The sequence below is a fragment of the Amycolatopsis sp. WAC 04182 genome (genome assembly GCF_003947465.1).
Taxonomy (GTDB): Bacteria; Actinomycetota; Actinomycetes; order Mycobacteriales; family Pseudonocardiaceae; genus Amycolatopsis.
On sequence record NZ_QHJJ01000008.1, the window covers coordinates 236,988 to 261,873 of the forward strand.

Below are 24,886 nucleotides of genomic sequence, written 5' to 3' on the forward strand. Positions count from 1 at the left end.
CACGACGTATCTCGCGTGATCAGAGACGTAACTCGCGTGATTGAAGGCAGAACTAGCGTGATTGGAGGCGTAACTCTCGCGTCATCCGGCTAGCTCGACCGGGTCCGCCACGAGCGCAGGGCGAGGCGTCGCGCCGGGGGAGGCGCGGCGGCTTCCTCGGCCACGGGACGTCCGTACACCGCCTCCGCGACCGAGAGCTTCAACTCGCGGCATCGCCGGACGACGTGCGGCGGGAACCCGGTACCGGTCGGCCGGTCCGGTGTCCCGCCGGTCTCGAAGTCGAACGGCGTCCAGCCCGAGCCGAGATCGATCAGGCTGCGGTGCTTGGTCGTGTAGTACCCGCGCGACACGCTCATCGCGAGGCCGGTCGCGCCCGCCGCCGCGGCGACGAGGTGCGGGTGGTACCGGCTGGAGATCCACGTCTGCCCGGGCGCCAGCGGGAGGCCGTCGCGCCAGATGTCGCGGAACGGGTGGAATTCCGCGCCGGCGAGTTCGTGTTCCAGCAGCGCCGGAACGGCGCGGTCGACCCGGGGGATCCCTTCGACGACGGCGAGTTGCTCGGGGTGGACTTCCCACGCCCGCAGCAAACCGAGAACCTGCGCGGCCAGCACGGACGGCTCGAAGGCGCCGATGTCGGCTTGGACGCACAGCACGAATTCGCGCGCCTGCGCGGAGGGTCTCGGCTCGGGCGGTTCGAGGAAGACGTCGTCGCACGTGCGGACGGCCCCGGCGAGCAGTTCCGCCGACGGGTCGTCGCGGACGTCGACGACGTCGAAGCGGTCGGTGAGCGAGCGGAGGAGGTCGGCCGCCCCGGGCGGGAACGGCGTCAGGCCCTGCCCGGTCATGGCCGTGCGGGCGCCCGACCGGCGCGCGGCGGCCACGGCGCCCGCGATCAGCCCGATGTGCCGGGGCCACAGCGCGTTGAGGTAGCCACCGCCGATCAGGTGCACCACGTCGGTCCGGCCGAGGAGGGCGATCCCCGCGTCCCACCGCGGCGCGAGCCCGGGGTCGTCCACCGCCGACTGCACCCAGCGCGCGACCTCCCACGGATCGTCCGACGGTGCTTCACCGCACAGCCGCCACAAGGTGTCCGTGCAGCGGAGGCGCGGATGCAGATCGTTCAAGAGCAGTTGCGCGGGTCCCGGCGAATGGGTGTCCAGCCAGACGTCGGCCTCCGGCGCGGTCCGCGCCAGATGGCGCAGCCACGTCGCCGCGATCAGTTCGTCGCCGTAGTTGGGAAAACCGCTCGGGCCGATCAGATAGTGACAAGCGCGGGTGGGCGGATCGCTCCGCCCACCCGCGTTTTCGTCGTAGGTCACTGGGCGACGGTGATCTGCGTGTCCAACGCCTTGTCGCCTTGCGCCTTTTCGTTGCCGGTCGCCTCGGTCTTGACGCGGTCCTTGGCCACGCCGGCGCCTTCCAGCGCGGTGGCGATGGCTTCGGCGCGCTTTTCGGAGAGCGCCTTGGACTTTTCCGCGTCGGGGTAACCCGCGTGGGTGGCGACCATGATCTTCACGTCGTTGCCCTGCATGGCCTTGGCGATCTCGCCGAGTGCCGTCTTGCTCTTTTCGGACAGTTCGGCGCTTTCCGTGGTGAAGGTGATCGGTGACTGCTGGAGCGCCTGCTGGATCGCCGCGGTCACCTTCTGCGCCGCCTCGCCGCCGGCCTGACCCGCGTCCGCTCCCGAAGAAGCCGGGGCCCCGTCGCCGGATGACGGCGCAGCGGCCGCGCTTGAAGCGGTTCCATTCGCGCCAGATGTTCCAGCCGCACCGTTCTCGCCCTCGGAGCCGCACGCGGCGACCAGGCCGGCCACGATCGCCACGCCCGTTACCGTCCGGGCAATATTCCTGCGCATGAAGTTCGAACTCCCTTTGGCCGTGTCCGCTTTGGCTGACCCCAGGGATACGAACACGAAAGAGCTAAATGCGCCAATCGTGAACCGCTGGAGCGGCGGCAAGTCCACCCGAGTGAGCTACCTCCGGCGCTGCGCGTTCGCGGTGGTCGAGTCCGATTTCCTTACCCGCAAAGGGTAAATGAGGTGAAGTTCACGCGACTCACCCAACCGTCCGGCTCAAGTTGCGATGGAGCGCGAAGGGACTTTGATGGGAGTCGTACGCCGGTCGTCGGCGTATTCACAATAGGTGAGGAGTTCTCGTGGGTATCGACTTCGAAGGCATGAAGGACAAGGTGAGCGGGGAGCACGTCGACAAGGCCGCCGATTTCGCGAAATCCCGCTTCGGTGACCACTCCGACAAGATCGACTCGGCCGCCGACAAGGCGAAGGACTACCTCGGCGAGTCCGGCGGCGAGCAGCAGCCGGGCGAAGGACAGCAGGACTCACCGCAGGGTCAGTAACCCGAGGACGTCCCGGAACGGCGCGTACCCGGACGTGACCGAGGTGTCGAGAACCCGGGAGCGGCGGTAGAAGGGGCTGAGGTCGAGCCCCACGCCGATCCCGCGGATCTCGACGGTGTTCTCCTCTCGCAGCACCGTTTCCCTCAGATGCTCGTCCAGGTAGTGCGGATCGTTCGCCAGGCTCGTCGCGCCGTCCATGGGGCTGCCGTCGGAGAGGACGAGCAGGATCCGGCGTGACTCCGTTCGCGCGCGCATCCGGTCGCAGGCCCAGGCCACCGCCTCGCCGTCGATCCCTTCCCGGAACAGATCGGCTTTCAGCAGTGCCGCGAGATCCGGGCGCGCCCGGCGCCAGGGCGTTTCGGCGTCCTTGAACACGAGGTGCAGGCGTTCGTTGAGCCTGCCGGGATGGCGCGGCCGTCCCGCTCGTCTCCAGTCCCGCCCGGGGCCGCCGCCGTTCCAGGCGCCGGTCGTGAAGCCGAGTACCTCGCAGGACGCACCGGCGAGTTCGATCGAGCGCGCGAAGAGGTCGACCAGCGCGGCGACGGGTTCCGCGTGCGCGGTCATCGAACCCGAGCAGTCGATCAGGAACGTCACGAGGGTGTCCGCCACCGGTTCGATCCGCTCGGTGCGGAAGATCCGGCGTTCGGTGGGGGAGCTGATCAATTGCGCCAGGGTGCGGCCGTCGAGGTGGCCTTCCTCCTGGCCGCCGTCCCAGCCGTCGCGCGCGGGCTCGGCGAGCACCGCCTTGAGGTCGCGTGCCAGCCGTCCCGCGCCGACGCCCTGCCTGTTGACGCGCCGGTCGAGCCGTTCGCGGAGTTCGGCCAGCAGCGCGGGGCGGACCAGGTCCGTCGCGCGCCGTTCGCGGTCGTACGCGGTGGTGAAAACCCGGTACGCCGCACCGGATTCGCCCAACGTCCTGCTGGTGCCTGCGGTCGCGGAGGGAATCTGCTCGCCGAGACTCGCGTCGAAGTCGAGCACGAGGCTGAACCGCGGGTCGGTGGGATCGCCGTCCTCCTCGGCGTCCTGCTCGGTCCCGGCGAGCAGGACGCCGGTCGTCCGGGCGATCGCGAGCGCGTGCTCGGCGAACGGCTTCTGGTCCGTCCGGTGCCGCCGAAGCCCTGCGAGGTCATGGCCGAGCGAAGGCGCCAGCGCGAACCTGGTCGCCTCGATGAGGTCCTCGGTCTCCTCGACCACCGGTTCCCCGGTGATCCGCGACCGGCAGATCTGCGCGACCGTGTACAGCAGCAGCCCGCGCGCGGTCTCGGTCAGACCGGAGCGGTGGAACTCCGAGGACCAGCGCAGATGACGGAGGCGCAGGTTCCGCCGCATGCCCGGCAGATCCGCCGGCGGGAGCGATTCGACGCGGAACTGTTCCAGCAGCTCGAAAATCCCGCGTTCGGCCGGGTCGCGCGGGCACAGGCTCCGGTGCAGGGCGGCGTCCGAGGACGTCAGGCGCAGCGCCATCCCGTCCGCGATGCCGCGGGACGACAGCAGATCGTCGTCGGCCGACTGACGAAGATGCGGTGCGTGCAGGGGGAGCGGTTCGCGTCCGCGGTGCAGCCGTCGTGCCCGGAAGTGGAGCGCCGGATCGCCGCTGAGCGCCCGGACCGCGGCGGCGCACAGCTCCTCGACCTGGTTGCGGCGCCGGGTCTCCGCCTGTGCCGTGGTCATGCCGAGAGCAGTTGGAGCTCGTCGTCGAAGCAACGCTGGAAGTACTCCGCCACCAGATCCCGCTCGGCTTCGTCGCACTTGTTCACGAAGGACAGCCGGAAGGCCGTCGCGGGATCACCGAAGATCTCGATGTTCTCGGCCCAGGTGATCACCGTGCGCGGGGACATCAACGTGGACAGGTCACCGGCCTGGAAACCCTTGCGGGTCAAGGCGGCCACCGCGACCAGTGACGCCGCGAGCGACTCGGAAACGCTGGGGACCCTCGCCCGCACGATCGCGATCTCCTCGGCGGCGGGCAGGTAGTTCAGCGACGCCACGATGTTCCATCGGTCGATCTGCGCGTGGTTCAGCCGCTGCGCGCCGTGGTAGAGCCCGTTGAGGTTGCCCAGCCCGACCGTGTTGGCGGTGGCGAACAGCCGGAAGGACGGATGCGGCCGCAGGACCCGGTTCTGATCGGTGAGGGTGAACTTGCCGTCGCGTTCGAGGACCCGCTGGAGCACGAACATGACGTCCGGGCGGCCGGCGTCGTACTCGTCGAGCACGAGCGCGACCGGACGCTGCAGCGCCCACGGGAGGATGCCCTCCTGGAACTCGGTGACCTGTTTGCCCTCGCGCAGGACGACGGCGTCGCGGCCGACGAGGTCGAGGCGGTTGAGGTGACCGTCCAGGTTGACGCGCACGCACGGCCAATTGAGCCGTGCGGCGACCTGCTCGATGTGGGTCGACTTCCCGGTGCCGTGCAGACCCTGCACCAGCACCCGGCGGTCGCGGGTGAATCCGGCGAGCAGGGCCAGCGTCACGTCCGGGTTGAAGCGGTACGCCTCGTCGATCTCGGGGACGTGCTCGCCGCGCTCGCGGAACGCGCCGACGACGAGGTCCGAATCGATGCCGAAGACTTCGCGTACCGGGAGCCGTAGCTCGGGGACCATGAGAACTCCTTACGACGGAACACTTTCCGGTTCGGACGCGCCCTCGGCGTCGACGCGGCTGATCGCCTCGGCCGCGCGCTGCAGCGCGGGCAGCGTCTGGAGCGCCTTGTCCGGCGTCAGCCGCATGACGGGCGCCTGCACGGCGACGCAGAGGTTGGCGCGCCCCGGCACGAGGACCGCGACGCACACCAAGCCGGACAGGAACTCCTCGTCGTCGAGCGCGAACCCGTCGCGGCGGATCCGGGTGAACTCGGCTTCGAGCGCGTCGAGGTCGGTGAGGGTCTTGTTCGTGTACTGCTTGAGCGGCGCGTGCGCGAGCAGTTTCCGCCGCTGCGCCGGGCTCATCTGCGCGAGGATCATCTTGCCGCTGGCCGAACAGTGGATCGGCACGCGCGAGCCGGGCCGGAGGTAGAACCGCAGCGGTTCCGGCGTCTCCACCCGGTCGAGGTACACGATCTCGTTGCCCGACAACGTGGTCACGTTGCAGCTCTCACCGAGTTCGTCGACGAGGTGGCGCAGGACGGCGTGCCGGGCACCGTGGTGGGTCGCGTTGAGGAGCAGGTTCTCCGCGAGCCGTCGCAGCCGGTGGCCGGTGCCGTAGTGGCGGCCGTCGGCTTGGCGGACCAGCAGCCCCGCCCCTTCGAGCTGCTGCAGCATGCGGTGCAGAGTCGGTTTCGGCAGGCCGGTCTCCTCGACGAGACCCTGCAGGGAGACCAGCTGATCCTTGGCGGCGATCAGCTCGAGCAGGGAGAACAGCCGCATGGTCGGCGTGTCCCCGTTGATCGGATCGGGTTCGCGAAGCAGCTCCATGTTCCGGAAAGTAGCACATGGAGTCTCGTTTTCCAGAATCCGGCGTTGACGCTCGGCGATCCGCGTCCTATCGTCGGTCGCATCCTGATTTCAGGAACGCCACGTATCGTTTTTTGTAAATCTCGCCTGTCGAAGGAGCGGAACATGACGGAACGGAAGACGGGTGACGGCCGCGTGGTCGTCAGCGGCCGGAAGAAGATGACCCCGTCCGAGGCCTTCGTCGAGACGCTCGTGGCGAACGGCGTCACCGACATCTTCGGCATCATGGGGTCGGCGTTCATGGACGCGATGGACATCTTCGCGCCGGCGGGCATCCGGCTGGTACCGGTCGTGCACGAACAGGGCGCCGGGCACATGGCCGACGGCTACGCCAGGGTGAGCGGCAGGCACGGCGTCGTCATCGGGCAGAACGGCCCCGGCATCAGCAACTGCGTGACCGCGATCGCGGCCGCCTACTGGGCGCACAGCCCGGTCGTCATCGTGACGCCGGAAGCGGGCACGATGGGCACCGGCCTCGGCGGCTTCCAGGAGGCCAACCAGCTGCCGATGTTCCAGGAGTTCACCAAGTACCAGGGGCACGTCAACAACCCGAAGCGGATGGCCGAGTACACCGGCCGCTGCTTCGACCGGGCCCACTCGGAACTCGGCCCGACGCAGCTCAACATCCCGCGCGACTTCTTCTACGGCGAGATCGAGGCCGAGATCCCGGAGCCCGCCAGGCTCGACCGGGGCCCCGGCGGCGAGCGGAGTCTCGACGAGGCCGCCGCGCTGCTGGCCACGGCGGAGTTCCCGGTGATCATCTCCGGTGGCGGCGTCGTGATGGCCGACGGCGTCGAGGAGTGCAAGGCCCTCGCCGAACGCCTCGGCGCGCCCGTGGTGAACAGCTACCTGCACAACGACTCGTTCCCGGCGAGCCATCCGCAATGGTGCGGACCGCTGGGGTACCAGGGCTCCAAAGCCGCGATGAAACTGATCTCGCAGGCGGACGTCGTGATCGCGCTCGGCTCGCGCCTCGGCCCGTTCGGCACGCTGCCGCAGCACGGGATGGACTACTGGCCCAAGGACGCGAAGATCATCCAGATCGACGCGGACCACAAGATGCTCGGCCTGGTCAAGAAGATCACCGTCGGCATCTGCGGTGACGCCAAGGACGCGGCGGTCGCGCTGACCAAGCGCCTGGCGGATCGGACGCTGGCCTGTGACTCCACAAAGGACGCTCGGTCGGCGAAGATCAAGGCGGAAAAGGACGCGTGGGAGGCCGAACTCGACGCCTGGACCCACGAGACCGACCCGTTCAGCCTCGACATGATCGCGGAACAGGAGAGCGAGGAAGGCAACTGGCTGCACCCGCGGGAAGTGCTGCGGGAGCTGGAGAAGGCCATGCCGCCGCGGGTGATGGTGTCGACCGACATCGGCAACATCAACTCGGTCGCGAACAGCTACCTGCGCTTCGAGGAGCCGCGCAGCTTCTTCGCGCCGATGAGCTTCGGCAACTGCGGATACGCGCTGCCGACCATCATCGGCGCCAAGGCCGCCGCGCCCGACCGGCCCGCGATCTCCTACGCCGGCGACGGCGCGTGGGGGATGAGCATGGGCGAGATCATGACCGCGGTCCGCCACGACATCCCGGTCACGGCCGTGGTGTTCCACAACCGGCAGTGGGGCGCGGAGAAGAAGAACCAGGTCGACTTCTACAACCGACGGTTCGTCGCGGGTGAGCTGGAAAGCGAGAGCTTCGCGGGGATCGCCAAGGCGATGGGCGCGGACGGCATCGTCGTGGAGAAGCTCGACGAGGTCGGTCCCGCCCTGCAGCGCGCCGTCGACGCGCAGATGAACGAGGGCAAGACCACCGTCATCGAGATCATGTGCACCCGCGAGCTGGGCGACCCGTTCCGCCGGGACGCCCTCTCGAAGCCCGTGCGCTTGCTCGAAAAGTACAAGGACTACGTGTAGGTCCCGCTTTCGCGCGTGAAGGCCCCCTTCCCTCGGCTGAGTCGAGGGAAGGGGGCCTTCACGCGCTTTGGGGCGGGGCAGAGGGCGGGGTGGCGCGCGTTGCGAAAGCCACTTTCGCAACGTTGAAGGTTGCGAAAGTGGCTTTCGCAACGTCGGTGGGGTGGTGGTCGGCCAGCGGGGGCGAGCGCGGCGCCGGTCCTGTCGGGCGTGTCGCGAAAGCCACTTTCGGGACATCAGACGTCGCGAAAGTGGCTTTCGCGACACGCCGTCGGAACCGTGCCGCCGGAACCACGCCCGCGATCGCCATCTGGACCCATCGAACGCCGCCGCTCTGGTGCTGGGCCGGTGCCAGCCAGGTTGCGAAAGTCAAAGCACAGACTCGTGTCTCGAAGGAGGTCTCCGGTGGACGTCACCCAGCTGCGAGCGCAGGCTCGACGGCATCTCGGCCCGCACTTCACCCGCAAGGACACCTGGGCCTCGGATTTCCCGGTGTTCGTACGCGGCGAGGGAAGCTACCTGATCGACACCGAAGGACGCCGCCATCTCGACGGTCTCGCCGGGCTCTTCTGCGTCAACATGGGCCACGGGCGCGCCGACATCGCCAAGGCCGCGGCCGACCAGGTCGGCACCCTGGCTTACGCGAGCAACTGGGGTTCGGCGCACACCCCGGCGATCGAGGCGGCCACGCTCCTGGCCGAGCTCGCGCCCGGCGACCTCGGGACGACGTTCTTCGTCAACTCGGGCTCCGAGGCGGTCGAAACCGCGCTGAAGTTCGCCCGGCAGTATCACCGCAGCCAGGGGCGGCCCGAGCGGACGAAGATCATCAGCCGCGACATGGCCTACCACGGCACGACCATCGGCGCCCTCTCGGTGACCGGGCTGGCGAAGATCAAGGAGCCCTTCGGTCCGCTCATGCCGGGTGTCCGGCACGTGCCGAACACGTTGGGGCTGCTGGGAGACTGCGGTCCGGCGTCCGAATTGGACTGTGTCACGGCGATCGAGCGGGTCATCCTGGAGGAAGGGCCGGAGACGATCGCGGCACTGTTCGCCGAACCGGTGCAGAACGGCCGCGGCGCGCTGGTGCCGCCGAAGGGATATTGGCCCGCTTTGCGCGCCCTGTGCGACAAGTACGGCATCCTGCTCGTTTCTGACGAGGTCATCTGCTCGTTCGGCAGGCTGGGGCACTGGTTCGGGCACGGGGTCACCGGGGTCGTGCCGGATCTGATCACCTTCGCCAAGGGATCGACGTCGGGGTACGCGCCGCTCGGCGGGGTGATCGTGCGCGAGAAGCTGGTCACCGAGCTGTACGACTCGCCGAAGGGCGGCGTCTTCACCCACGGCGCCACATGGGGCGGACATCCGGTCGCCACCGCCGTCGCCGTCGCGAACCTCACCGCGATGCGGGACGAGCGGGTGCTCGACAACGTGCTCACCGAGGGGCCGGAGCTGTTCGCCGCGCTGAACTCGCTCAAGTCCGCGCACCGCTGCGTCAAGGACGTCCGCGGCACCGGGTTCTTCTACGCCATCGAGCTGATGGCCGACCGCCACAGCGGCCGGGAGCTGACCGAGGCCGAGTCGTTGAAGGTGCTTCGCGAGGTGCTCCCGGAGGCGTTCCGGCGCACGGGCGTCATTCTCCGCGGCGACGATCGCGGCGCGACGATGCTGATGATCTCGCCGCCGCTCGTCGCCGACCGCGAGGTGCTCACCGAGCTCCTCCACGGCGTCGACGCGATGCTCAACGACGTCGAGAAGGCCGTCCAGCCCTGATCCTCTTTTCACCAGGTGGGGGTCGCCGTCTTCCGGCGGCCCCCGCTTCGTCCGTGGAGGTACTTCGATGAGCCTGACCACCGAGGTCACGCCGGACGCCACGCTCGACGGCTGGCGGGACGCGTTGCACGGCCGGAATCTCCGTGTCGCCTTGCCGGACGGCGACGACGAGCGCGCCGTCCGCGCCGCACTGACGTTGCGGGACGAGGGCATCGTGCGGCCGCTGCTCTTCGGTGACAGGGCGCGCCTTCGCGTGGCTGGGGCCACGGACGACCTGATCGTGGACGTCGCGGACGCCCTCGCCGACGACGGGATCGAGGCCGCCCTGACTGAGGGATTCGCGCGTCGTCCGGAAAACCTCGACGCCGCGCGGCGCGATCCGGTGTTCGTGGCGGCCGCGGCCTTGCGGGCGGGCGTCGTGGACGCTTGTGTCGCCGGCGCGACCCGGCCGACCGCCGACGTCCTGCGCGCGGGACTGCGGGTCGTGGGCCTCGCGCCGGAAGTGTCCACTTTGAGCAGTTGCTTCCTCCTGCTGCTCCCGGACGGACGGCGGCTGACCTTTTCGGACTGTGCCGTGGTGCCCGAGCCGGGGGCGGCGCAGCTGGCGGACATCGCCCTCGCCGCCGCGGCGACCCATCGCGGCCTGACGGGCGAAGATCCCGTGGTCGCCATGCTGTCGTTCAGCACGCAGGGGAGTGCCGCCCATCGGCGCGTCGACGTCGTCCGCGAGGCGACTTCCCTGGTGCGGCAACGGGAACCCGGCCTTCCCGTGGACGGCGAGTTGCAGTTCGACGCCGCGCTGGTGGCCTCGACCGCGGCGGCCAAGGCACCGGGATCGGCGGTCGCCGGCCGCGCGAACGTCCTCGTCTTCCCGAATCTGGACGCCGGCAACATCGGCTACAAGATCGCCGAACGGCTCGGTGGCGCCGTCGCGCTCGGCCCGATCCTCCAGGGCCTCGCCGCGCCGCTCAACGATCTCTCCCGCGGCTGCTCGGCCTCCGACATCGAGACGCTCGCGCTTCTGACCGCCGTCCAAGCTAGCCGAGCAGGGCAAGGCTGACGTAGGCGATGGTGCCGACGAGCAGCGTGGAGAGCAGGCCGAGCAGCAGCGCCCGGCCACCCGTGCGGACCAGGGTGCCGATCCGGACCGCGCAGCCGAGCCCGAAGAGCGCTCCCGCCAGCAGCAGCGTGCAGATCACCTTGGCGACGTCGAGTGCCACACCCGGCAGGATCCCGGTGCTCCGCACCGCCACCATCGCCAGGAAACCGAGGACGAACAGCGGCACCAGCGGCGCGCGCTTCCCGCCCGCGGACGGGCGGCGACGGCGTTCGTGCACGCTGACCGCGGCGACCATCGGCGCCAGCAGGACGACCCGGCTCAGCTTCACCACCACGGCGACCGCGACGGCGGCGGTGCCCGCCGGGGTGGCGGCCGCGACGACCTGCGCGACCTCGTGCACGCTCAACCCGGCCCAGCCGCCGAGCCGCAGCGCGTCCATGCCCAGCCAGCCGCCGAGGAGCGGGACCGCCGCGATCGCCAGGCCGCCGTAGAAGGTGACCAGGGCGACCGCGGTCGCGACGTCGGAATCCTCACGCTCGACGACGCCTTCCATCGCCGCGATCGCCGACGCGCCGCAGATGGAGAACCCGGTCGCGACCAGCATCGCGAGACCACGCGGAACGCCGATCAGCCTGCCGAGCCCGAGCGTGCCGAGGAACGTGAGACCGACCGTCAGCACGACCGCGAGCAGCGTGCCAGGACCGAGCGAGAGCACCGAAGGGAGCGCGAGTTGCAAGCCGAGAAGGACGACACCGGCGCGCAGGAGCTTCTTCGTCACCTTCGCGATGGCTTGCCGGGTGCCGTCCGAAAGCACCGGCAGCGAGCCGGCGAGCACCCCGAGCACGACCGCGAGCGTGAGGGCGCTGAGCACGGGAACGGCGGTGCTCAGCAGGTACGCGACGGCCACACCGAGGGCGGTGACGGCGAGACCGGTCAGATGCGGCTTCGTCCGCCGCGCATACGTGGTGCTCATGCTGACGAGCGTCGTCCGGAGAGGACGGTGCCGGTAGCCGGGAATGCGACGGGTAGGTCATGCAGTTTGGCTATGACCGCGCCGGAGCTGGATTCCTTGCGCCTGCTCGTCCTCGTCGGCGAACTGGGCAGCATCGGGCAGGCCGCCGCCGTCCTCGGGCTCGCGCAGCCGTCGGCGAGCAAGCGTCTGTCCTTTATGGAACGACGGCTCGGGCTGGTGCTGATAGACCGGACCCGCCGCGGTTCCGCGCTCACCCCGGACGGTCGCGTGATCGCCGGCTGGGCGCGCCGCGTGCTCACCGAGCTCGACGGGTTGCTCGACGGCGCCGAGGCCCTGCGGACCCGGCACGAGGCCAGACTCCGCGTCGCGGCGAGCATGACACTGGCCGAGCACCTGGTCCCGGGCTGGATCGGCGAGCTCAACCGCGCGAACCCCGGCCTCTACCTCGGTCTCGAGGTCACGAATTCGGATCAAGTGGCCGTACTGGCCCGCGAGGGCAAGGTCGACCTCGGCTTCGTCGAGTCGCCCGGGGCGCTGCCCGGTCTCGCATCGCGGAAAGTCGCGGGAGACCATCTCGTGGTGGTCGTGCCCGGTGCCCATCCCTGGGCGCGTGCGCGTCGCCCGCTGACCCCGGTGGAGCTGGCGAGCACGCCGCTCGTGGTGCGGGAACGCGGTTCCGGAACCAGGGAGACCGTCGACACCGCCTTGCGCGCGGCCGGGGTGGGACCGGTGAAACCGTTGCTGGAGCTGGGTTCCGCGTGCGCCGTCCGCAACGCCGTGCTCGCGGGTGCCGGCCCCGCGGTGATCAGCGCACTGGACGTCACCGGACACGATCTCGTGGTCGTCGCGGTGGAAGGTGTCGACTTCGGCCGCGTTCTGCGCGCGGTCTGGCTCGCCGGCCGGCGCCTCGACGGCCCGGCGGCGGAACTGCTGGCCTTGGCGACGCGCGAGCCGTCCTGAGTGGATCTGGACCCCTTTCCCACATCGTAACTGGCACTCGCCCAGGGCCCGACTTGTTCCTACGGTGACCGGAACCACAATGGAGCTCCCAGCGCCACCGCCCCGGCGGTGCGTGCGAGAAGGAGGAGACGTGACTTCAGCGTCCGACCCGGCACAGAGCAGCGGCCTGAAACCAGGGCTCAAGCAGCGACATATGAACTTGATCGCCCTCGGCGGCGTCATCGGGGCCGGGCTGTTCGTCGGCAGCGGCGTGGTCATCCAGTCGGCCGGTCCCGCCGCGGTGGTCTCGTTCCTCATCGCGGGCCTGATCACCGTGCTCATCATGCGGATGCTCGCGGAGATGACGATCGCCAAACCCGCGCTCGGCTCGTTCTACGTCTACGCGAGGGAAGCGCTCGGCAACCGCGCGGGCTTCGCCGTCGGCTGGATGTACTGGTACTTCTTCGTCATCGTCGTGGCGGTCGAAGCCGTCGCGGGCGGCCGGATCCTGCAGCTGTGGGTACCGGACGTGCCACTGTGGGTGCTCAGTCTCGGCCTGCTCCTGATCCTCACCGGCACCAACATGGTCTCGGCCCGGTCCTACGGCGAGTTCGAGTACTGGTTCTCCTCGATCAAGGTCGTCGCGATCGTCGTCTTCCTGGTCGTGGGTGCGTTGTACCTGTTCGGTTTCTGGCCCGGTGCCCAAGGCGGACTGACGAATCTGGTCTCCCACGGCGGATTCGCGCCACTCGGGATCGGGGCGGTACTCGCGGCGGTGGTCCCGTGCATCGGCTTCTACACCGGCGCGGAGATCGTCACCATCGCCGCCGCCGAGTCCGCGGAACCGAAGAAGGCGATCGCGAAGGCCATGCGGTCGATCATCTTCCGGGTGGTGCTGTTCTACGTCGGTTCGGTGTTCCTCGTCGTCGCGATCAAGTCCTGGGACGACCCGGCGACCGCGGTGAGCCCGTACGCGGCCGTGCTGGAGGTGCTCGGCATCCCGGCCGTGGCCACGATCATGAACGCGATCGTCCTGACGGCGGTGCTCTCGTGCCTGAACTCGGCGCTGTACACGTCGTCGCGGATGCTGTTCGCGCTCACCAGCAACGGAGACGCGCCGAAGGCCTTCACCAGGCTTTCCCGCAGCGGTGTGCCGCGGCGCGCGATCCTGGCCGGGACCGCGATCGGGTACGTGTCCGTCATCGCCGCCTACACCTCGCCGGACCTGATCTTCCAGTTCCTGGTCAACTCCTACGGCGCCGTCGCGCTGTTCGTGTACCTCTCGATCGCGCTGGCGCAGGTGCGGCTGCGCCGCAGGCTGGAGCGAGAGGATCCGGACAAGCTCACGCTCAAGATGTGGCTGTTCCCCTGGCTCAGCTACGCCACCATCGCGCTGATGGCCGCGGTGATCCTGGCGATGGCGCTGCTGCCGTCGACGCGCTCGCAGTTCTGGCTCAGCGCGGTGACGCTCGCGTTGATCCTCGTCGGATTCGAGATCCGCAGGCGGCGGGGGAGGCCGACGGCCAAGGTGCCGTCCGAGCCCGTCGATCCCGAACCCTCGCGGGACGCGGCCCCGGCCGCCGTCCGGGAGTGACCCGGTGAAGCCCGGCCCGCCCGCGGGTTCTCCCGCGGGCGGGCCGTCGCCGTTCACCGGCTCACGGCGATCTCCCTTGTCACGCTTGAGAGTTTCTCGGGATTGCGGACGTGATAGGCGCCGGTGACGTAGCCGTTTTCGACCCGGACCGCCAGCACGCCGTCGATCTCCCCGCCGACGCGGATCAGCAAGCCGGGGCCGCCGTTGACCTGTACCGGTTCGACGGACCGTTCCGCGTCGCGTTTCCACCAGCCGACGGCGAGGAGACGCGCCACCTTGTCCGCGCCCACGATCGGCCGCAGCAGGGCGTGTTTCACCCCGCCGCCGTCGCTGAGCGCGACGACGTCCGGAGCGAGGATGTCGAGCAGTCCCTGCAGATCGCCGGTTTCCACCGCCGCCTGGAACGCCTGGAGCGCGGCGCGGTGCTCGGCCGGTGACCCGGTTCCGCGCGGTCTGCGCGCGGCGACGTGCGCCCGCGCCCGGTGGGCGATCTGGCGTACGGCCGCGGGAGTCTTGTCCACGGCCTCGGCGATTTCGTCGTAGCCGAGGGCGAAAACCTCGCGCAGCACGAAGACCGCTCGCTCGGTCGGCCCGAGTGTTTCCAGCACCAGCAGCATCGCCATCGAGACACTGGCGGCCAGTTCCACGTCCTCGGCGACATCGGGAGAGGTCAGCAGCGGTTCGGGCAGCCATGGGCCGACGTAGGACTCCTTGCGCCTGCCGAGCGTCCGCAGCCGTTTGAGCGCCTGCCGGGTGGTGATCCGGACCAGGAACGCACGCGGCGCCAGCACCGTCGCGAAGTCCACGCCCACCCACCGCAACCAGGTCTCCTGAAGGACGTCCTCGGCGTCGGTGGCCGAACCGAGCATCTCGTAGGCCACGGTGAACAGCAGATTGCGGTGGGTCACGAACGCTTCGGTCGCCGGGTCCATGGCGCCGTGCGCCTCGCCTCGTTCACTCATCGCCGGTCCTCGCTTGGTCGTGTCGGTCGTGCTTTTGCCCATACGACCCCGGCCGCCACCGTTTTGTGACAGTGGCGTGGCGGATTCAGCCCGTTTCGGGCCGCGTCTCCAGCCAGTCGCGGACCGCGGCGACGAATTCCTCGGGTGCGTCCGACTCGACGTAGGTTCCGGCGCCTTCGACGATCACGGTCCGGTGGCCGGGGAAGGTCGCCTCCAGGCGTTCGCGTTCCTGGGGGCGGAAGGCGATGTCGGCGTCGCCCCACACGATCAGCGCCGGCAGGTGGGCGACGTCGGCGAGGCCCGCCTCGACTTCGCCGAAGAAGGCTCGGCTGGCGAGGGTCCGGCCGGGGAGCACGGCGGACGCCTGCCGCCGCGCGGGCGTGTCCAGCGCCCGGCGGTAGTGGGTCATCTCGGCCGAGGTCGGTTTCCGCCTTCGGTGGCCGGTGGGGATGAACCCGTTGACGAGGAGGTTGAACCGCCGGACCAGGAAGCGGGCCGCGGGTCCGCCGATGACGCGGGAGAAGGCCTCGAAGTGGAGGATCCCGTTGACGGGCCAGGCCCAGGTGTTCGCGAGCACTAGCCGATCGAACGCGTCCGGCCGTCGCTGAGCGGCGGCCAGGCCGATCAGCCCGCCCCAGTCCTGCCCGACGAGGGTCGCTCCCTTGATGCCGAGCGCGTCGAGGAACCCGGTGACCACGTCCGCGTGCTCCTCGGGCCAGTAGCGGTAGCCGGGCTTCGGCGTCGAAAGCCCGAAGCCCGGGTAGTCGAGGGCGATGCACCGGAAGTCCGCGCGCAGTGCGCGGATCACGTCGCGCCAGAGGAACGACCAGGTCGGATTGCCGTGCAGGAACACCAGCGTGGGACCCGAGCCCTCGTCGATGTAGTGCACGGAGTGCCCGTCGATGTCGGCGAAGTGGCTCTCGAACGGGAACAGGTCGTCGTCGACCCAGGAGGGCCGGACGCTCTCGGTGATGTCGGCCATCGCGGCCCCCTCCAGCCTCGGTTTGCTTGAGTTTTTCACGCACACTTGAGAAACTCAAGCGATGCGGAGTTACGGCCAGTACTGCGGGCTCGCCCGGGCGCTCGACGTCGTCGGCGACCGGTGGAACCTGCTCATCGTCCGCCAGCTCCTAATCGGTCCCGCCCGCTATCGGGAGCTGCTCGACGGGCTCCCCGGCGTGGCCACCAATCTGCTCGCCGATCGCCTCCGCGACCTGGAGAACGCCGGCGTGGTCGAACGGCAGCCGGCCGCCGGGACCAACGCCGTCGTCTACGCCCTCACGGAGTGGGGCGCGGGGCTGCGCGAGCCGATCGAGGGTCTCGTCCGCTGGTCCACGCCGCTCATGACGCGCGGGCCGGACGGCGACCGCTTCGACGCCGCGTGGCTCGTCGTCGCCCTTCGAGCGTTGCTGTCCGGCGAATCCGCCGTGGGCCGGTCGTCGACGATCGGCATCGAAGTGGACGGCAGCCTGTTCCAAGTGCGGACGGCGCCCGGGGGAACGGAGATCGAGAAGCACGACGGCGGTGAACTCGACGCCGTCCTCCGAGCGGACGCGGGGATCGTTCTCGGGCTGGCGGCGGGCGCGCTCAAGCTGGACGACGTCGCCGGGCTCGTCGACATCGAGGGGGACGAAGCCGCCGTGCGGGAGATCCTCCGGACCCGCCACGCGGCCCCTCGGGCATGATCGGCTCATGCGCGTCCTGTCGGAGAGTCAGCTCGGTTCCGTCCTGGCGGGCGTTCCCGCGTCATGCCCCCGGGTGGTGGTGAGCGGGAACTTCGCCACCCCGATGCGGGCGCTGAAGGTGTTGGACGCGGCGCTCGCGGAGTACCGGTTGTTCGCGCTGAACGCGCAGGCCGGACTGCCGGACCGTGAAGGCGTGCTGCTGGAGACCCCGTTCGTGGGCGCGGGGATGCGCGGCCGCGCCGGGCTGCGGTACTTCCCCTCGCGGTTGTCGCTGGTGCCGCAACTGCTCAAGACCGCGTTGCCACCGGACGTCGTCCTGGTGCACACCTCCGTTCCGGTGGACGGCGTGGTGTCGCTGGGTACGGAGGTGAACATCCTTCCCGCGGCCATCGAGGCGGTGCGGGCGCGCGGTGGCCTGGTCGTCGCGCAACTCAACCCGGAGATGCCGTTCGTCCACGGCGACGGGCTCCTTCCGGTCGACGAGATCGACTACGCCCTCGAAGCGGCCGAGCCGCTCCTGTCGCCGGTCCCGCGGCCGGTGGGGGACACGGCGCGGACCATCGGGGAGCGAGTGGCGGGCCTGGTCGAGGACGGCGCGACCCTGCAACTGGGCATCGGCGGGATCCCGGACGCGACACTGGCCGCGGTGACCGGACGACGCGGCCTCGCGATCTGGTCCGAGATGTTCAGCGACGGTGTGCTCGCGCTCGATCGCGCCGGCGCCCTCGATCCGGCGGTGCCGGTGACGGCGTCGTTCGTGTTCGGTACCGCGGAGCTGTACCGATGGCTCGACCGCAATCCGCGGGTCCGCTTGCTGCGCACGGAAAAGACGAACGATCCCGCCGTGATCGCCCGGCAGCGCGGCCTGGTGTCGGTGAACAGCGCTCTCGAAGTGGACCTGTTCGCGCAGGCCAACGCGAGCCGGGTGCGTGGGGCGATCTACTCGGGATTCGGCGGGCAGACCGACTTCGTGGTCGGGGCACTGCATTCACCCGGCGGGCGGGCGATCATCGCGCTGCCGTCGTGGCATCCGAAGGCCGACGTCTCGACGGTCGTGCCGCGGCTGGCCGGGCCGGTGACGTCGTTCCAGCACAGTTTCCTGGTGAGCGAACACGGCGTCGCGACCATCTGGGGCAACGATGCGAGCGAGCAGGCGCGGCAGATCATCGACCACGTCGCGCATCCCACGGCGCGGGACGAACTCGTGACGCGGGGCAGGGAACTGGGCTTCACGCTTTCGTCTTGAGGGGTAAGGCAATCCGGCATGTCGCGAAAGCCACTTTCGGGACATCAGACGTCTCGAAAGTGGCTTTCGCGACGTGTGCGCCGGGGCCGACCCGAGGAACCCAAGCCGTCAGTTCTGGGCGCCTTCCTTGTCCGGGTCGAGGTCGATCCGGTCCCGCCTCGTGCCTTCCGGCTTGCCCGGCCCCTCCTTGTCCCAGCCGGCGAGCGAGCCGATCGAATCGCCGAGCCGCTCCTTCTGGTCGGCGTCGGTCCGCGCGTACTTCTGGGCGGCCTCCTTGATCCGGTCGCCCGCCGCCAGGTAGCGCGCGGTCGTCTTCTGGAAGAAGGATTCGACGTCGTCCCGCACTTCCTTCAAGGCGTTGTCGCCGTCGGTGGGGGTGACCCCGCGGCCTGCCAGCTGGCCGTCGGCGTACGAAGTCTTCGCGAGTTGCCCGAGCAAGCCCGAGTAGACCTCGGCGACTCCGTAGCAGGCTTCGGCGAGCTCCAGCACGATCGCGACGTCCACGGCGAAACGCTGGGAGCCGTCCGGTCCGCCTTTGCCGTCGCTCTTCGCCGGAGGCTGGGTCATGTCGTAGAGCTCGAGATCCTTGCGGTCGGCCCGGGCGATCTCCTGCGCGATGGTCTTGACGGCGTCGCGGTATTCCGTCTCGGCCTTGTCCAGCTCGCTGTGGAGCGCGCGGACCTCGGTGTCCAGCTGGGCGAAGAACGCGTCCAGCTGCGGGAATTTCAGGTTCGAGTTCATCGGCGGCGCGGTGACGTTCAGCGCGAAGTCGATCAGGGTCAGCGCCGTGCCGACGCTGCCGGGAGCCTTGCCGCCCAGTGCGCCGACAACGGTGCCGGCGATGTTCCAGACATTGCTGACGGCGTTCACCGCCAGCTTCTCCTTGGGCGCCTCCGTCGACGCCGGAGCGGCTTCGGTGAGCCCTTGGGTGGCCGACGCGACGAGATGCAGGATGTTGTTCCGGGCGGCGTGGATGGTCGTCGCCCGGAACGAGTAGCTGTTGGCCAGCCACTTCATGAGGACGGCCTGGTTCCTCCGGGTGGGTTCGACCGTCGCGAGGAAACCGTCCTTGAGGGTGTTCGCCGCGAGTCCCATCCAACCGGTCATCCAATTCCGGGTGGGTGCCTCGTTGCCGCCGGAAAGGCGGGTGATCAGCAGGTGGAAATCGTGGTCACCGACCGAACTTTCCGTCCGCATCTGCTTGTCGACGGACGCGAAGGCCTGGTGGGCTTCCTCGAGTGACGACAGTTCCGGCCCACCCGCGAGATCGGGGACCCCGGTCGACAGCTGTTCCCGTTTCCGCCACGCCCAATCCGCGACCTGGGTGAGGACGTCGAGTGCCCGGCATTCGGCGTACCGCGCGTCCGGCACGCTCCAGCCGTCGCAGGCGTCCGCCTGGGGACGGTTCGCCGGGGTGCCGTCGTTGACGGCCCAAGCGACGATCGGGCAGGTCGTCAGATGTCCTCGCGACTCGACCGGGACCTGCCAGCGAGCGGGCTCCGGCGCCCCGGGGAACTGGCTCGTGCCACCCCGCAGCAAACGGCCGGCGTCGTGCAGCCAGCGTCGTTCCAGTGCCTGCCAGTACTCGTTGAGCGCTGCCGAGAGGGAAGCGGCGTACTCGCTTCCGCTCAGGTACTTGCCGGTCATGACGGCCACCCCGTTTCGCGTCCCGCGGCCGGACGGCGGGAACGCGGATCAGGCTAACAGGGATATGTGACGTCTTGGGTCAGATTGTCACTTTTCTAGGTCGGTGTGGTGTTCGGCGAGGGTTTCGGCGAGCTTGACGAGTTTGACGTTGAGCTCCTGGGACGTGCGGCGCAGCAGGTCGAACGCCTCGTCGGCGGAAATGCCGCGGCGCGCCATGAGGATGCCTTTGGCCTGTCCGATCACGTCGCGGGAGTCGATCGCGCGGGTCAGCTGCTCGGCCTCCAGTTCCGCGCGCGTGACGGTCTGGACGTGCTGCAGGGCGAGCGAGGCGTGGGTCGCCAGCAGCAGCGCGGTGGTCTGGTCGGCGGCGTCCAGGCCGTGCGGGCGCCGGGAGTAGATGTTGATCGCGCCGGACAGCCGCGGTGGCCGCGCGTCGGGGACCAACGCGGTCGACAGCAGGGAGCCCGCACCACGCGTGGCCGCGGCGGGGCCGAACCGGGGCCAGGCCTCCGACGCCGCCAAGTCGTCGCTGACCGCCGACGCCGGGCCGTCTTCCCTGGCGGCGTCCACGCACGGACCCTCGCCGTACTCGTACTGGAGCTGGTCGAGTTCGTCCGCGAGCCGATCGGTCCAGACCGGGGTGTGGAACCGGCCATCGGGCGAGCGGAGGGTGATCGAGACGATGTCGGCCCCCGGTACGACCCGCGCCGCGGTGTGGACGACCTGCTCGAGCACCTGGCCCACGGTGGAGGCGTCCAGCAGGGAATAGGTGAGCGTCGCGAACTGCTGGGCCAGCGGCCCCAGCGGGGCCCCGTGATCACGCGACACCGGATCCGCCACGAAACGAGCCTTGTCGCGGTTCCAGTCCTGTTCCTCGGTTCTCATGTCGTCCTTTCTTCGAGATCGGTGGCTTGACACATCCCGATCTCCCCATGGCTTCAAAGGAAGGTACTGAACGCAGGTTCAGGGAAAGGGAACCGCCATGTCCTCGCCTGATGAACCCGCCGTCATCCGCCGCCGGCTGGACGAGGTGACGACGGCGCTGGACGCGGCCCTGGAGGTGATCTCCCGCCAGCTGCTGCATGTCATTCCCGGAGCGGACATCGTCAGCGTCACCCTGTTGAGGGACGGGATCCCGACCACGGCCGCGTGCACCGATCACCGGGCCCTGGGCATCGACACCGACCAATACCGTGCCGGCGCCGGACCTTGCCTGGAAGCGGCCACGGCGAGACGGATCGTCCGGGTGGATGTCGAGAGCGCCCACGCCCGCTGGCCCCGGTTCGCCGAGCACGCCGCCTCCGCCGGAGTCGCCAGCTTCCTCTCCGCGCCGCTGGCGATCGACGACGAGCACACCGGTTCGCTGAACCTCTACGGTTTCCACGTCCACGGCTTCCGCGAGGTCGACGCCGTGCTGCTCGAACTCTTCGTCACCGCCGTCGAAGGCGCGATGCGAGCCACCGCCCGATACCGGACCGCCCGGCGGGAAGCCGACCAGCTGGCCACCGCGCTGGTGTCCCGGGCCGTGATCGACCAGGCCAAAGGGGTCCTCATGGGTGCGCGCGGCGTCACCGCGGACGAGGCGTTCCCAGTGCTGGTGGCGCAATCGCAACGGGAGAACGTCAAACTCCGCGACTGCGCCGAACGCCTCGTCACCGCGATCGTGCGGCCGCACTGAGAGGTCGCTGGCTTTCGGGCGGCGATGGGAGGACGGTGTGAGCATGCCCGCCCACCAGCCCGATCCGGAGTCGCTCGAGATCGCGGCTCGTCTTGTCCAGGCTTTGGAGGGGCGGGCAGTGGTCAGCGAAGCGGTCGGAGTCCTGCAAGGCTGGCAGGGCTGCGACTTCGCCCAGGCGCTCGACGGGCTGAGCGGCGGCACCGGCCAGGCCGGACGCGAAGCCGAGGCGGCCAGGATCGCGGCGATCGTCGACGCCCAGGCCGACGGTACCGCCGATCCCGACTACGGAGGCTGGGCTTAGGCGCTGTCCTGGGCCTCGGTCACGACGGCGGGGTCGAGGGTGCCGTTGGTGATCGCGCCTGTCACCTCACGCAGCACCAGGCCGTTTTCGAAGACATAGGCGAGGATCGCGGCTTGGGCCGCCGCGGGCTCGATCCCGAGAGTTCCCGCCACGACGCCGACTGCCTGGCCGAGCTGGGCCCGGTCGTTCAGCGCGGTGACCGTGGCTTCCAGGAACCGGTCCGAGCGGCGGCCACCACGTTCCTGCACCAGCGCGAGCACCGCGAGATCCGACACCACCTGCGCCAGCTCCAGCTGCCATCGCTCCGGCGCCACTTCGGTGTCGTAGAGCAGGTTGAATCCGCCCACCGCCCGTCCGTCCAGCCGCAACGGGATCGCCACCGCCGCGCGGACTCCGGCCGCGAGCGCCGCCGGTACGAACTCCGGCCAGCGCGTGGAGTCCTTCGCGAGATCGGACGAGATGATCACGGTGGCCTTGGCGATGGAATCGACACACGGTCCCTGGTCGATGTCGGTCTGCAGTGACTCCAGGAACCGCGCCTTGCCGTCGGAGGCCGCCACCACGTCGAGCCCGCCGCCGGGCCGGGTCAGGAGCACACCGGTCGCGGACGCCCCGAGGAACTCGGTACCCACCTCGATGATCAGGCGCAGCACGGTGTCGTTGTCCGGCGTACCGACCAGGCGCGCGGTGATGGCGGCCAGTGCTCCGGTCAGGTCGGGGGGCAGCGTGCCGGGTTCGCCGCCAGCCCTGCGGTGACGACTCATGTTTCCTCCAGGTCGACGGTTCATTCGGCGAGCTCGTCCAGGACGATGCGCCGTTCCAGCACATCACGGGCGACTTCCAGGATCGACCGGTTCCGCCCGTAGGCATGTGCGCGCAGGCGGGTGAAGGCGTCATCGAGACCGATGTGCAACTGAGCGGCCAGCATTCCGGTGGCCACATTGACATCCTGGAACGACCGCACCGGGTCCGGGGCGAATTCGTGGCCCTCGACCTCGGCCGACCGCGCCTGCCGCAGCAGTGCCGCGGCGCCGAGATCCGCCGCCAGCACGGCATCTCTCAGCTCGTCGCTGGGCAACCCGCCGGGACCGTGGCGAATCAGTTCCAGGGTGCCGAGCCGGATGGCTCCGAGCTGGAGCGGGAACGCGAACATCGCCGCCACCCCGCCGGCGAGCGCGGCCTGCGCGAAACCCGGCCAGCGCACCTGCTCGACACTCAGATCCGGCACCAGCACCGGGGATCCGCTCGCGAACGCTTCCACGCCGGGCCCTTCGCCGACGGTGTACTGCGCTTCCGCCAGGTCGGCGGCCCAAGGGTCGCTGGCCCCCAAGACCTCCTCGGCGTGCGAGCCACCCCGCAACGCCAGGATCGCCGCGTCCACCTGGCCCAGAGTCTCCACGCAGGCGAGACAGACGGTCTGTGCCCAGCTGTCACGACGACCCGCCACCTCGGCGGCGGAGGCGATGGCCCGCCACAACGGTCCTCGATGCCGCCCATCCACCGCCGTGCTCCCTTGTCCGCCGTGGGCCACTCCGGCTGAAGCCCCGAACCGTAACCCTACGAGATGGCGCCGACGACGGCAGCTCATCCCCGCGGCCCGGCGCACCGAACGGCCGGCTTCTCCCCGGGAGTTCCACTCTCGCCAAGGGGAAGCCGGCCGTCCTGTGACGCGGTGGGGACGCGTGCGCACCACCCACCGCCGTCGGCGGCTGCAGGCCTGGCCAGGGGCTACCCCTAGGCGACGGGTTCAAACCGGAGACGGAGCGACGCTCTCCCCGTAACTGAACGAGCGGACGATTCGCGCCGCCGCGCATAACTCGGGAGCATTGTGGCGAGTCGTTGCGCTCTTCGAAACGTCGGGCCACGGCTGGTGGAGGCGGATGTCGCGTGCGGGCGACCGGGTGCGACCAGGCGAGTGATGAAGTGATGAAATGACGAAGGGCGTCGAAGAATCCGTTCCGGGCCTTGAACAGGGTGGCCGCGGGTTCGCGGGAACCCTGTTCGCGGCCTTCTACGGCGGACTCACGCCGCACCCGTGGCGTGCCCCGGACACCGACCGCGACGCGTACCTGGTGTTCTACGAGCGGTCGGTCGCGATGGGGTGGCTACGCGACACGGGCCTGTGGGGGATGAACGACGCAGGACAGGAACACCCGCACGCCGACGCGTCGCTCGCCGAGTGGTCCCCGGACGCGGTCGGCTGGCTGGCCGGACTCTTGGCCGATCTGAGCGCCCGGCACGGGGTCGCCACCCCGCTGCTGCTCACCGCGAGCCGGCTCGGCTCCCGGCGAAATGTCTGATTAGAGCCACTGGGTACGGTTCTCTGCCTGTCCCCAGTACATGAAGGCCCCCTTCCTTGCGTCAGGCGCAAGGAAGGGGGCCTTCATGTACTGGGGAAGGGGATCTTCACGCGCAGCCGCTGTGACCGCTGGTGCCTATGGGGTACGCGAGGTGATCGCCAAGTCCGTGAAGGCCTCCTTGCGGGACCCAGAGTCCCTCAAGGAGGCCTTCACGGACAAGGGCTGCTCATTCGGTGCTCCCAATGTGGCATCGGAGACGCTCAGTGTCCCCAATGCCACATTGGGGACACTCGACCACCGACCACACTGGTAGGTGAACAGAGACGAGTCCGCCAAGGAGACCTTCACGGACTCGAGCCGGCACTGCGGGTCTCGAAAAAGTGTCCTTTATGGACAGTCGAGATCCGCGCCGGCCGGCCGCGAGAACACGCGGTCGCGCAAGCCTTTTCCGGCCGCTGAGAGTCCAGGACACTCTGAGTCTCGAATCGCCGCTGAACATCCCTGACTTCACTGCCCGTGCCACTCGTTCATGTGAACCGCCCGCGTTCGAAGATCACGCGAAGAGTGCTTGAAGCCGCCATCCGAATGATCCGGCGGAATGGACCGCAACCTGCGCGCGTGAAGATCCGGCGAGAAGCCGATTTCACCAAGAGTGACTGTTAGCGTGCGGAGTGAAGTCGTGATCTTGGATGTGGAGGCATCGATGAACCGTCTTGCCATCGCCGCGTTGAGCGCGGCATCCGCCTGCGCCCTGCTGATCGTCGCGAGCCCGGCAGCCCAGGCCGCGGCAGGGGAGGTGGTGGTCTTCTCGACCGAATTCCAGCGTCTGGACACCTACCGGAACCCCGAGGGTTGTCACAAACTTCCCATCGCCGCCCATGTTCTGGCCAATCTGACCTCGGCCGAAGTGGTCGTCTACGGCGATCCGCTCTGCCTGATGCCCGGGGTACGGGTCCCGGCGGGGTTCGGTTCTCACGTTCCACCTGGCACCGGTTCGTTCTCGGTCGCCTGATCGG

The 24,886-nt window shown here is 69.4% G+C and carries 24 protein-coding genes; 12 read left to right on the forward strand and 12 right to left on the reverse strand.

What is annotated here, in order from left to right:
• Positions 1-89: 89 nt before the first annotated feature.
• Together DMH01_RS35970 and DMH01_RS35975 are read right to left on the reverse strand one after the other, a co-directional pair.
• Positions 90-1,319, reverse strand: a complete 1,230-nt coding sequence (locus DMH01_RS35970; RefSeq protein WP_125682834.1) for a polysaccharide pyruvyl transferase family protein — start codon at positions 1,317-1,319, stop codon at positions 90-92.
• A complete protein-coding gene (locus tag DMH01_RS35975) occupies positions 1,316-1,963 on the reverse strand; it encodes an OmpA family protein (protein ID WP_233621805.1) in 648 nt (215 codons plus the stop codon). Before DMH01_RS35975 ends, DMH01_RS35970 begins: the two co-directional genes overlap by 4 nt.
• Before the next feature lie 191 nt (positions 1,964-2,154).
• Here DMH01_RS35975 and DMH01_RS35980 point away from each other — a divergent pair, with 191 nt between their 5' ends.
• Complete coding sequence (locus DMH01_RS35980; RefSeq protein WP_125682836.1) at positions 2,155-2,355, forward strand: antitoxin; 201 nt, start codon at positions 2,155-2,157, stop codon at positions 2,353-2,355.
• Here DMH01_RS35980 and DMH01_RS35985 read toward each other — a convergent pair.
• From DMH01_RS35985 to DMH01_RS35995, 3 genes are read right to left on the reverse strand one after another with little or no spacing between them, the layout of a single operon-like run.
• On the reverse strand, positions 2,338-4,026 hold the full coding sequence (locus tag DMH01_RS35985; protein ID WP_125682838.1) for a cobalt chelatase: 1,689 nt from the start codon (positions 4,024-4,026) through the stop codon (positions 2,338-2,340). The genes DMH01_RS35980 and DMH01_RS35985 overlap by 18 nt on opposite strands.
• A complete protein-coding gene (locus DMH01_RS35990) occupies positions 4,023-4,955 on the reverse strand; it encodes an AAA family ATPase (RefSeq protein ID WP_125682840.1) in 933 nt (310 codons plus the stop codon). The genes DMH01_RS35985 and DMH01_RS35990 overlap by 4 nt, the downstream gene beginning before the upstream one ends.
• A gap of 9 nt (positions 4,956-4,964) precedes the next feature.
• On the reverse strand, positions 4,965-5,765 hold the full coding sequence (locus tag DMH01_RS35995; protein WP_125682843.1) for an IclR family transcriptional regulator: 801 nt from the start codon (positions 5,763-5,765) through the stop codon (positions 4,965-4,967).
• Between the two features lie 144 nt (positions 5,766-5,909).
• Here DMH01_RS35995 and xsc point away from each other — a divergent pair, with 144 nt between their 5' ends.
• From xsc to DMH01_RS36010, 3 genes are all read left to right on the forward strand, one after another.
• Positions 5,910-7,718, forward strand: coding sequence for a sulfoacetaldehyde acetyltransferase (xsc, locus tag DMH01_RS36000; RefSeq protein ID WP_125682845.1), 1,809 nt, complete (start codon positions 5,910-5,912; stop codon positions 7,716-7,718).
• Between the two features lie 402 nt (positions 7,719-8,120).
• The gene (locus tag DMH01_RS36005) at positions 8,121-9,485 is read left to right on the forward strand and encodes an aspartate aminotransferase family protein (RefSeq protein WP_125682847.1); all 1,365 of its coding nucleotides are present in this window, start codon (positions 8,121-8,123) and stop codon (positions 9,483-9,485) included.
• A 67-nt stretch (positions 9,486-9,552) separates the two neighbouring features.
• Positions 9,553-10,545 (forward strand): phosphotransacetylase, encoded by a 993-nt coding sequence (locus DMH01_RS36010; protein WP_125682849.1) that lies wholly within the window; start codon positions 9,553-9,555, stop codon positions 10,543-10,545.
• Here DMH01_RS36010 and DMH01_RS36015 read toward each other — a convergent pair.
• Positions 10,523-11,518: a YeiH family protein gene (locus DMH01_RS36015; RefSeq protein WP_125682852.1), complete on the reverse strand. Its 996-nt coding sequence runs from the start codon at positions 11,516-11,518 to the stop codon at positions 10,523-10,525. The genes DMH01_RS36010 and DMH01_RS36015 overlap by 23 nt on opposite strands.
• A 72-nt stretch (positions 11,519-11,590) precedes the next feature.
• Between DMH01_RS36015 and DMH01_RS36020 the strand changes: the two genes are divergently transcribed.
• Entirely contained in the window at positions 11,591-12,478 is an 888-nt protein-coding gene (locus tag DMH01_RS36020; RefSeq protein WP_125682854.1) for a LysR family transcriptional regulator, read from the forward strand.
• Between the two features lie 193 nt (positions 12,479-12,671).
• Positions 12,672-14,051, forward strand: coding sequence for an amino acid permease (locus DMH01_RS36025; RefSeq protein WP_125683341.1), 1,380 nt, complete (start codon positions 12,672-12,674; stop codon positions 14,049-14,051).
• Between the two features lie 53 nt (positions 14,052-14,104).
• Here the strand turns inward: DMH01_RS36025 and DMH01_RS36030 are convergent, their stop codons facing one another.
• Both DMH01_RS36030 and DMH01_RS36035 read right to left on the reverse strand, forming a co-directional pair.
• Positions 14,105-15,013 carry an RNA polymerase sigma-70 factor gene (locus tag DMH01_RS36030; protein WP_233621806.1) on the reverse strand — a complete coding sequence of 303 codons (909 nt, stop codon included), beginning with the start codon at positions 15,011-15,013 and terminating at the stop codon, positions 14,105-14,107.
• 85 nt (positions 15,014-15,098) lie between these two features.
• Positions 15,099-15,995, reverse strand: a complete 897-nt coding sequence (locus tag DMH01_RS36035; RefSeq protein WP_125682858.1) for an alpha/beta fold hydrolase — start codon at positions 15,993-15,995, stop codon at positions 15,099-15,101.
• A 61-nt stretch (positions 15,996-16,056) separates the two neighbouring features.
• On the opposite strand from DMH01_RS36035, the gene DMH01_RS36040 reads away from it, so the two are divergent.
• Positions 16,057-16,698 (forward strand): helix-turn-helix domain-containing protein, encoded by a 642-nt coding sequence (locus tag DMH01_RS36040; protein WP_125682860.1) that lies wholly within the window; start codon positions 16,057-16,059, stop codon positions 16,696-16,698.
• 7 nt (positions 16,699-16,705) lie between these two features.
• Positions 16,706-17,944: an acetyl-CoA hydrolase/transferase family protein gene (locus DMH01_RS36045; RefSeq protein ID WP_125682862.1), complete on the forward strand. Its 1,239-nt coding sequence runs from the start codon at positions 16,706-16,708 to the stop codon at positions 17,942-17,944.
• A 108-nt stretch (positions 17,945-18,052) separates the two neighbouring features.
• On the opposite strand, the gene DMH01_RS36050 is transcribed toward DMH01_RS36045, so the two are convergent.
• Together DMH01_RS36050 and DMH01_RS36055 are read right to left on the reverse strand one after the other, a co-directional pair.
• Entirely contained in the window at positions 18,053-19,591 is a 1,539-nt protein-coding gene (locus DMH01_RS36050; protein ID WP_125682864.1) for a hypothetical protein, read from the reverse strand.
• Between the two features lie 87 nt (positions 19,592-19,678).
• A complete protein-coding gene (locus DMH01_RS36055) occupies positions 19,679-20,476 on the reverse strand; it encodes a GAF and ANTAR domain-containing protein (protein WP_125682866.1) in 798 nt (265 codons plus the stop codon).
• A 97-nt stretch (positions 20,477-20,573) separates the two neighbouring features.
• Here DMH01_RS36055 and DMH01_RS36060 point away from each other — a divergent pair, with 97 nt between their 5' ends.
• Both DMH01_RS36060 and DMH01_RS36065 read left to right on the forward strand, forming a co-directional pair.
• Positions 20,574-21,269 carry a GAF and ANTAR domain-containing protein gene (locus tag DMH01_RS36060; protein WP_125682867.1) on the forward strand — a complete coding sequence of 232 codons (696 nt, stop codon included), beginning with the start codon at positions 20,574-20,576 and terminating at the stop codon, positions 21,267-21,269.
• A gap of 43 nt (positions 21,270-21,312) precedes the next feature.
• Complete coding sequence (locus DMH01_RS36065) at positions 21,313-21,570, forward strand: ANTAR domain-containing protein (RefSeq protein WP_125683343.1); 258 nt, start codon at positions 21,313-21,315, stop codon at positions 21,568-21,570.
• On the opposite strand, the gene DMH01_RS36070 is transcribed toward DMH01_RS36065, so the two are convergent.
• Both DMH01_RS36070 and DMH01_RS36075 read right to left on the reverse strand, forming a co-directional pair.
• A complete protein-coding gene (locus tag DMH01_RS36070; protein ID WP_125682869.1) occupies positions 21,567-22,334 on the reverse strand; it encodes a GAF domain-containing protein in 768 nt (255 codons plus the stop codon). The two genes, DMH01_RS36065 and DMH01_RS36070, sit on opposite strands and share 4 nt — an antisense overlap.
• A 20-nt stretch (positions 22,335-22,354) precedes the next feature.
• Positions 22,355-23,071: a GAF and ANTAR domain-containing protein gene (locus DMH01_RS36075; protein WP_233621807.1), complete on the reverse strand. Its 717-nt coding sequence runs from the start codon at positions 23,069-23,071 to the stop codon at positions 22,355-22,357.
• Positions 23,072-23,501: 430 nt separating this feature from the next.
• Between DMH01_RS36075 and DMH01_RS36080 the strand changes: the two genes are divergently transcribed.
• Both DMH01_RS36080 and DMH01_RS36085 read left to right on the forward strand, forming a co-directional pair.
• Entirely contained in the window at positions 23,502-23,870 is a 369-nt protein-coding gene (locus tag DMH01_RS36080) for a hypothetical protein (RefSeq protein ID WP_125682871.1), read from the forward strand.
• A 679-nt stretch (positions 23,871-24,549) separates the two neighbouring features.
• Entirely contained in the window at positions 24,550-24,882 is a 333-nt protein-coding gene (locus DMH01_RS36085; protein WP_370323592.1) for a hypothetical protein, read from the forward strand.
• The last annotated feature ends 4 nt before the right edge of the window (positions 24,883-24,886 follow it).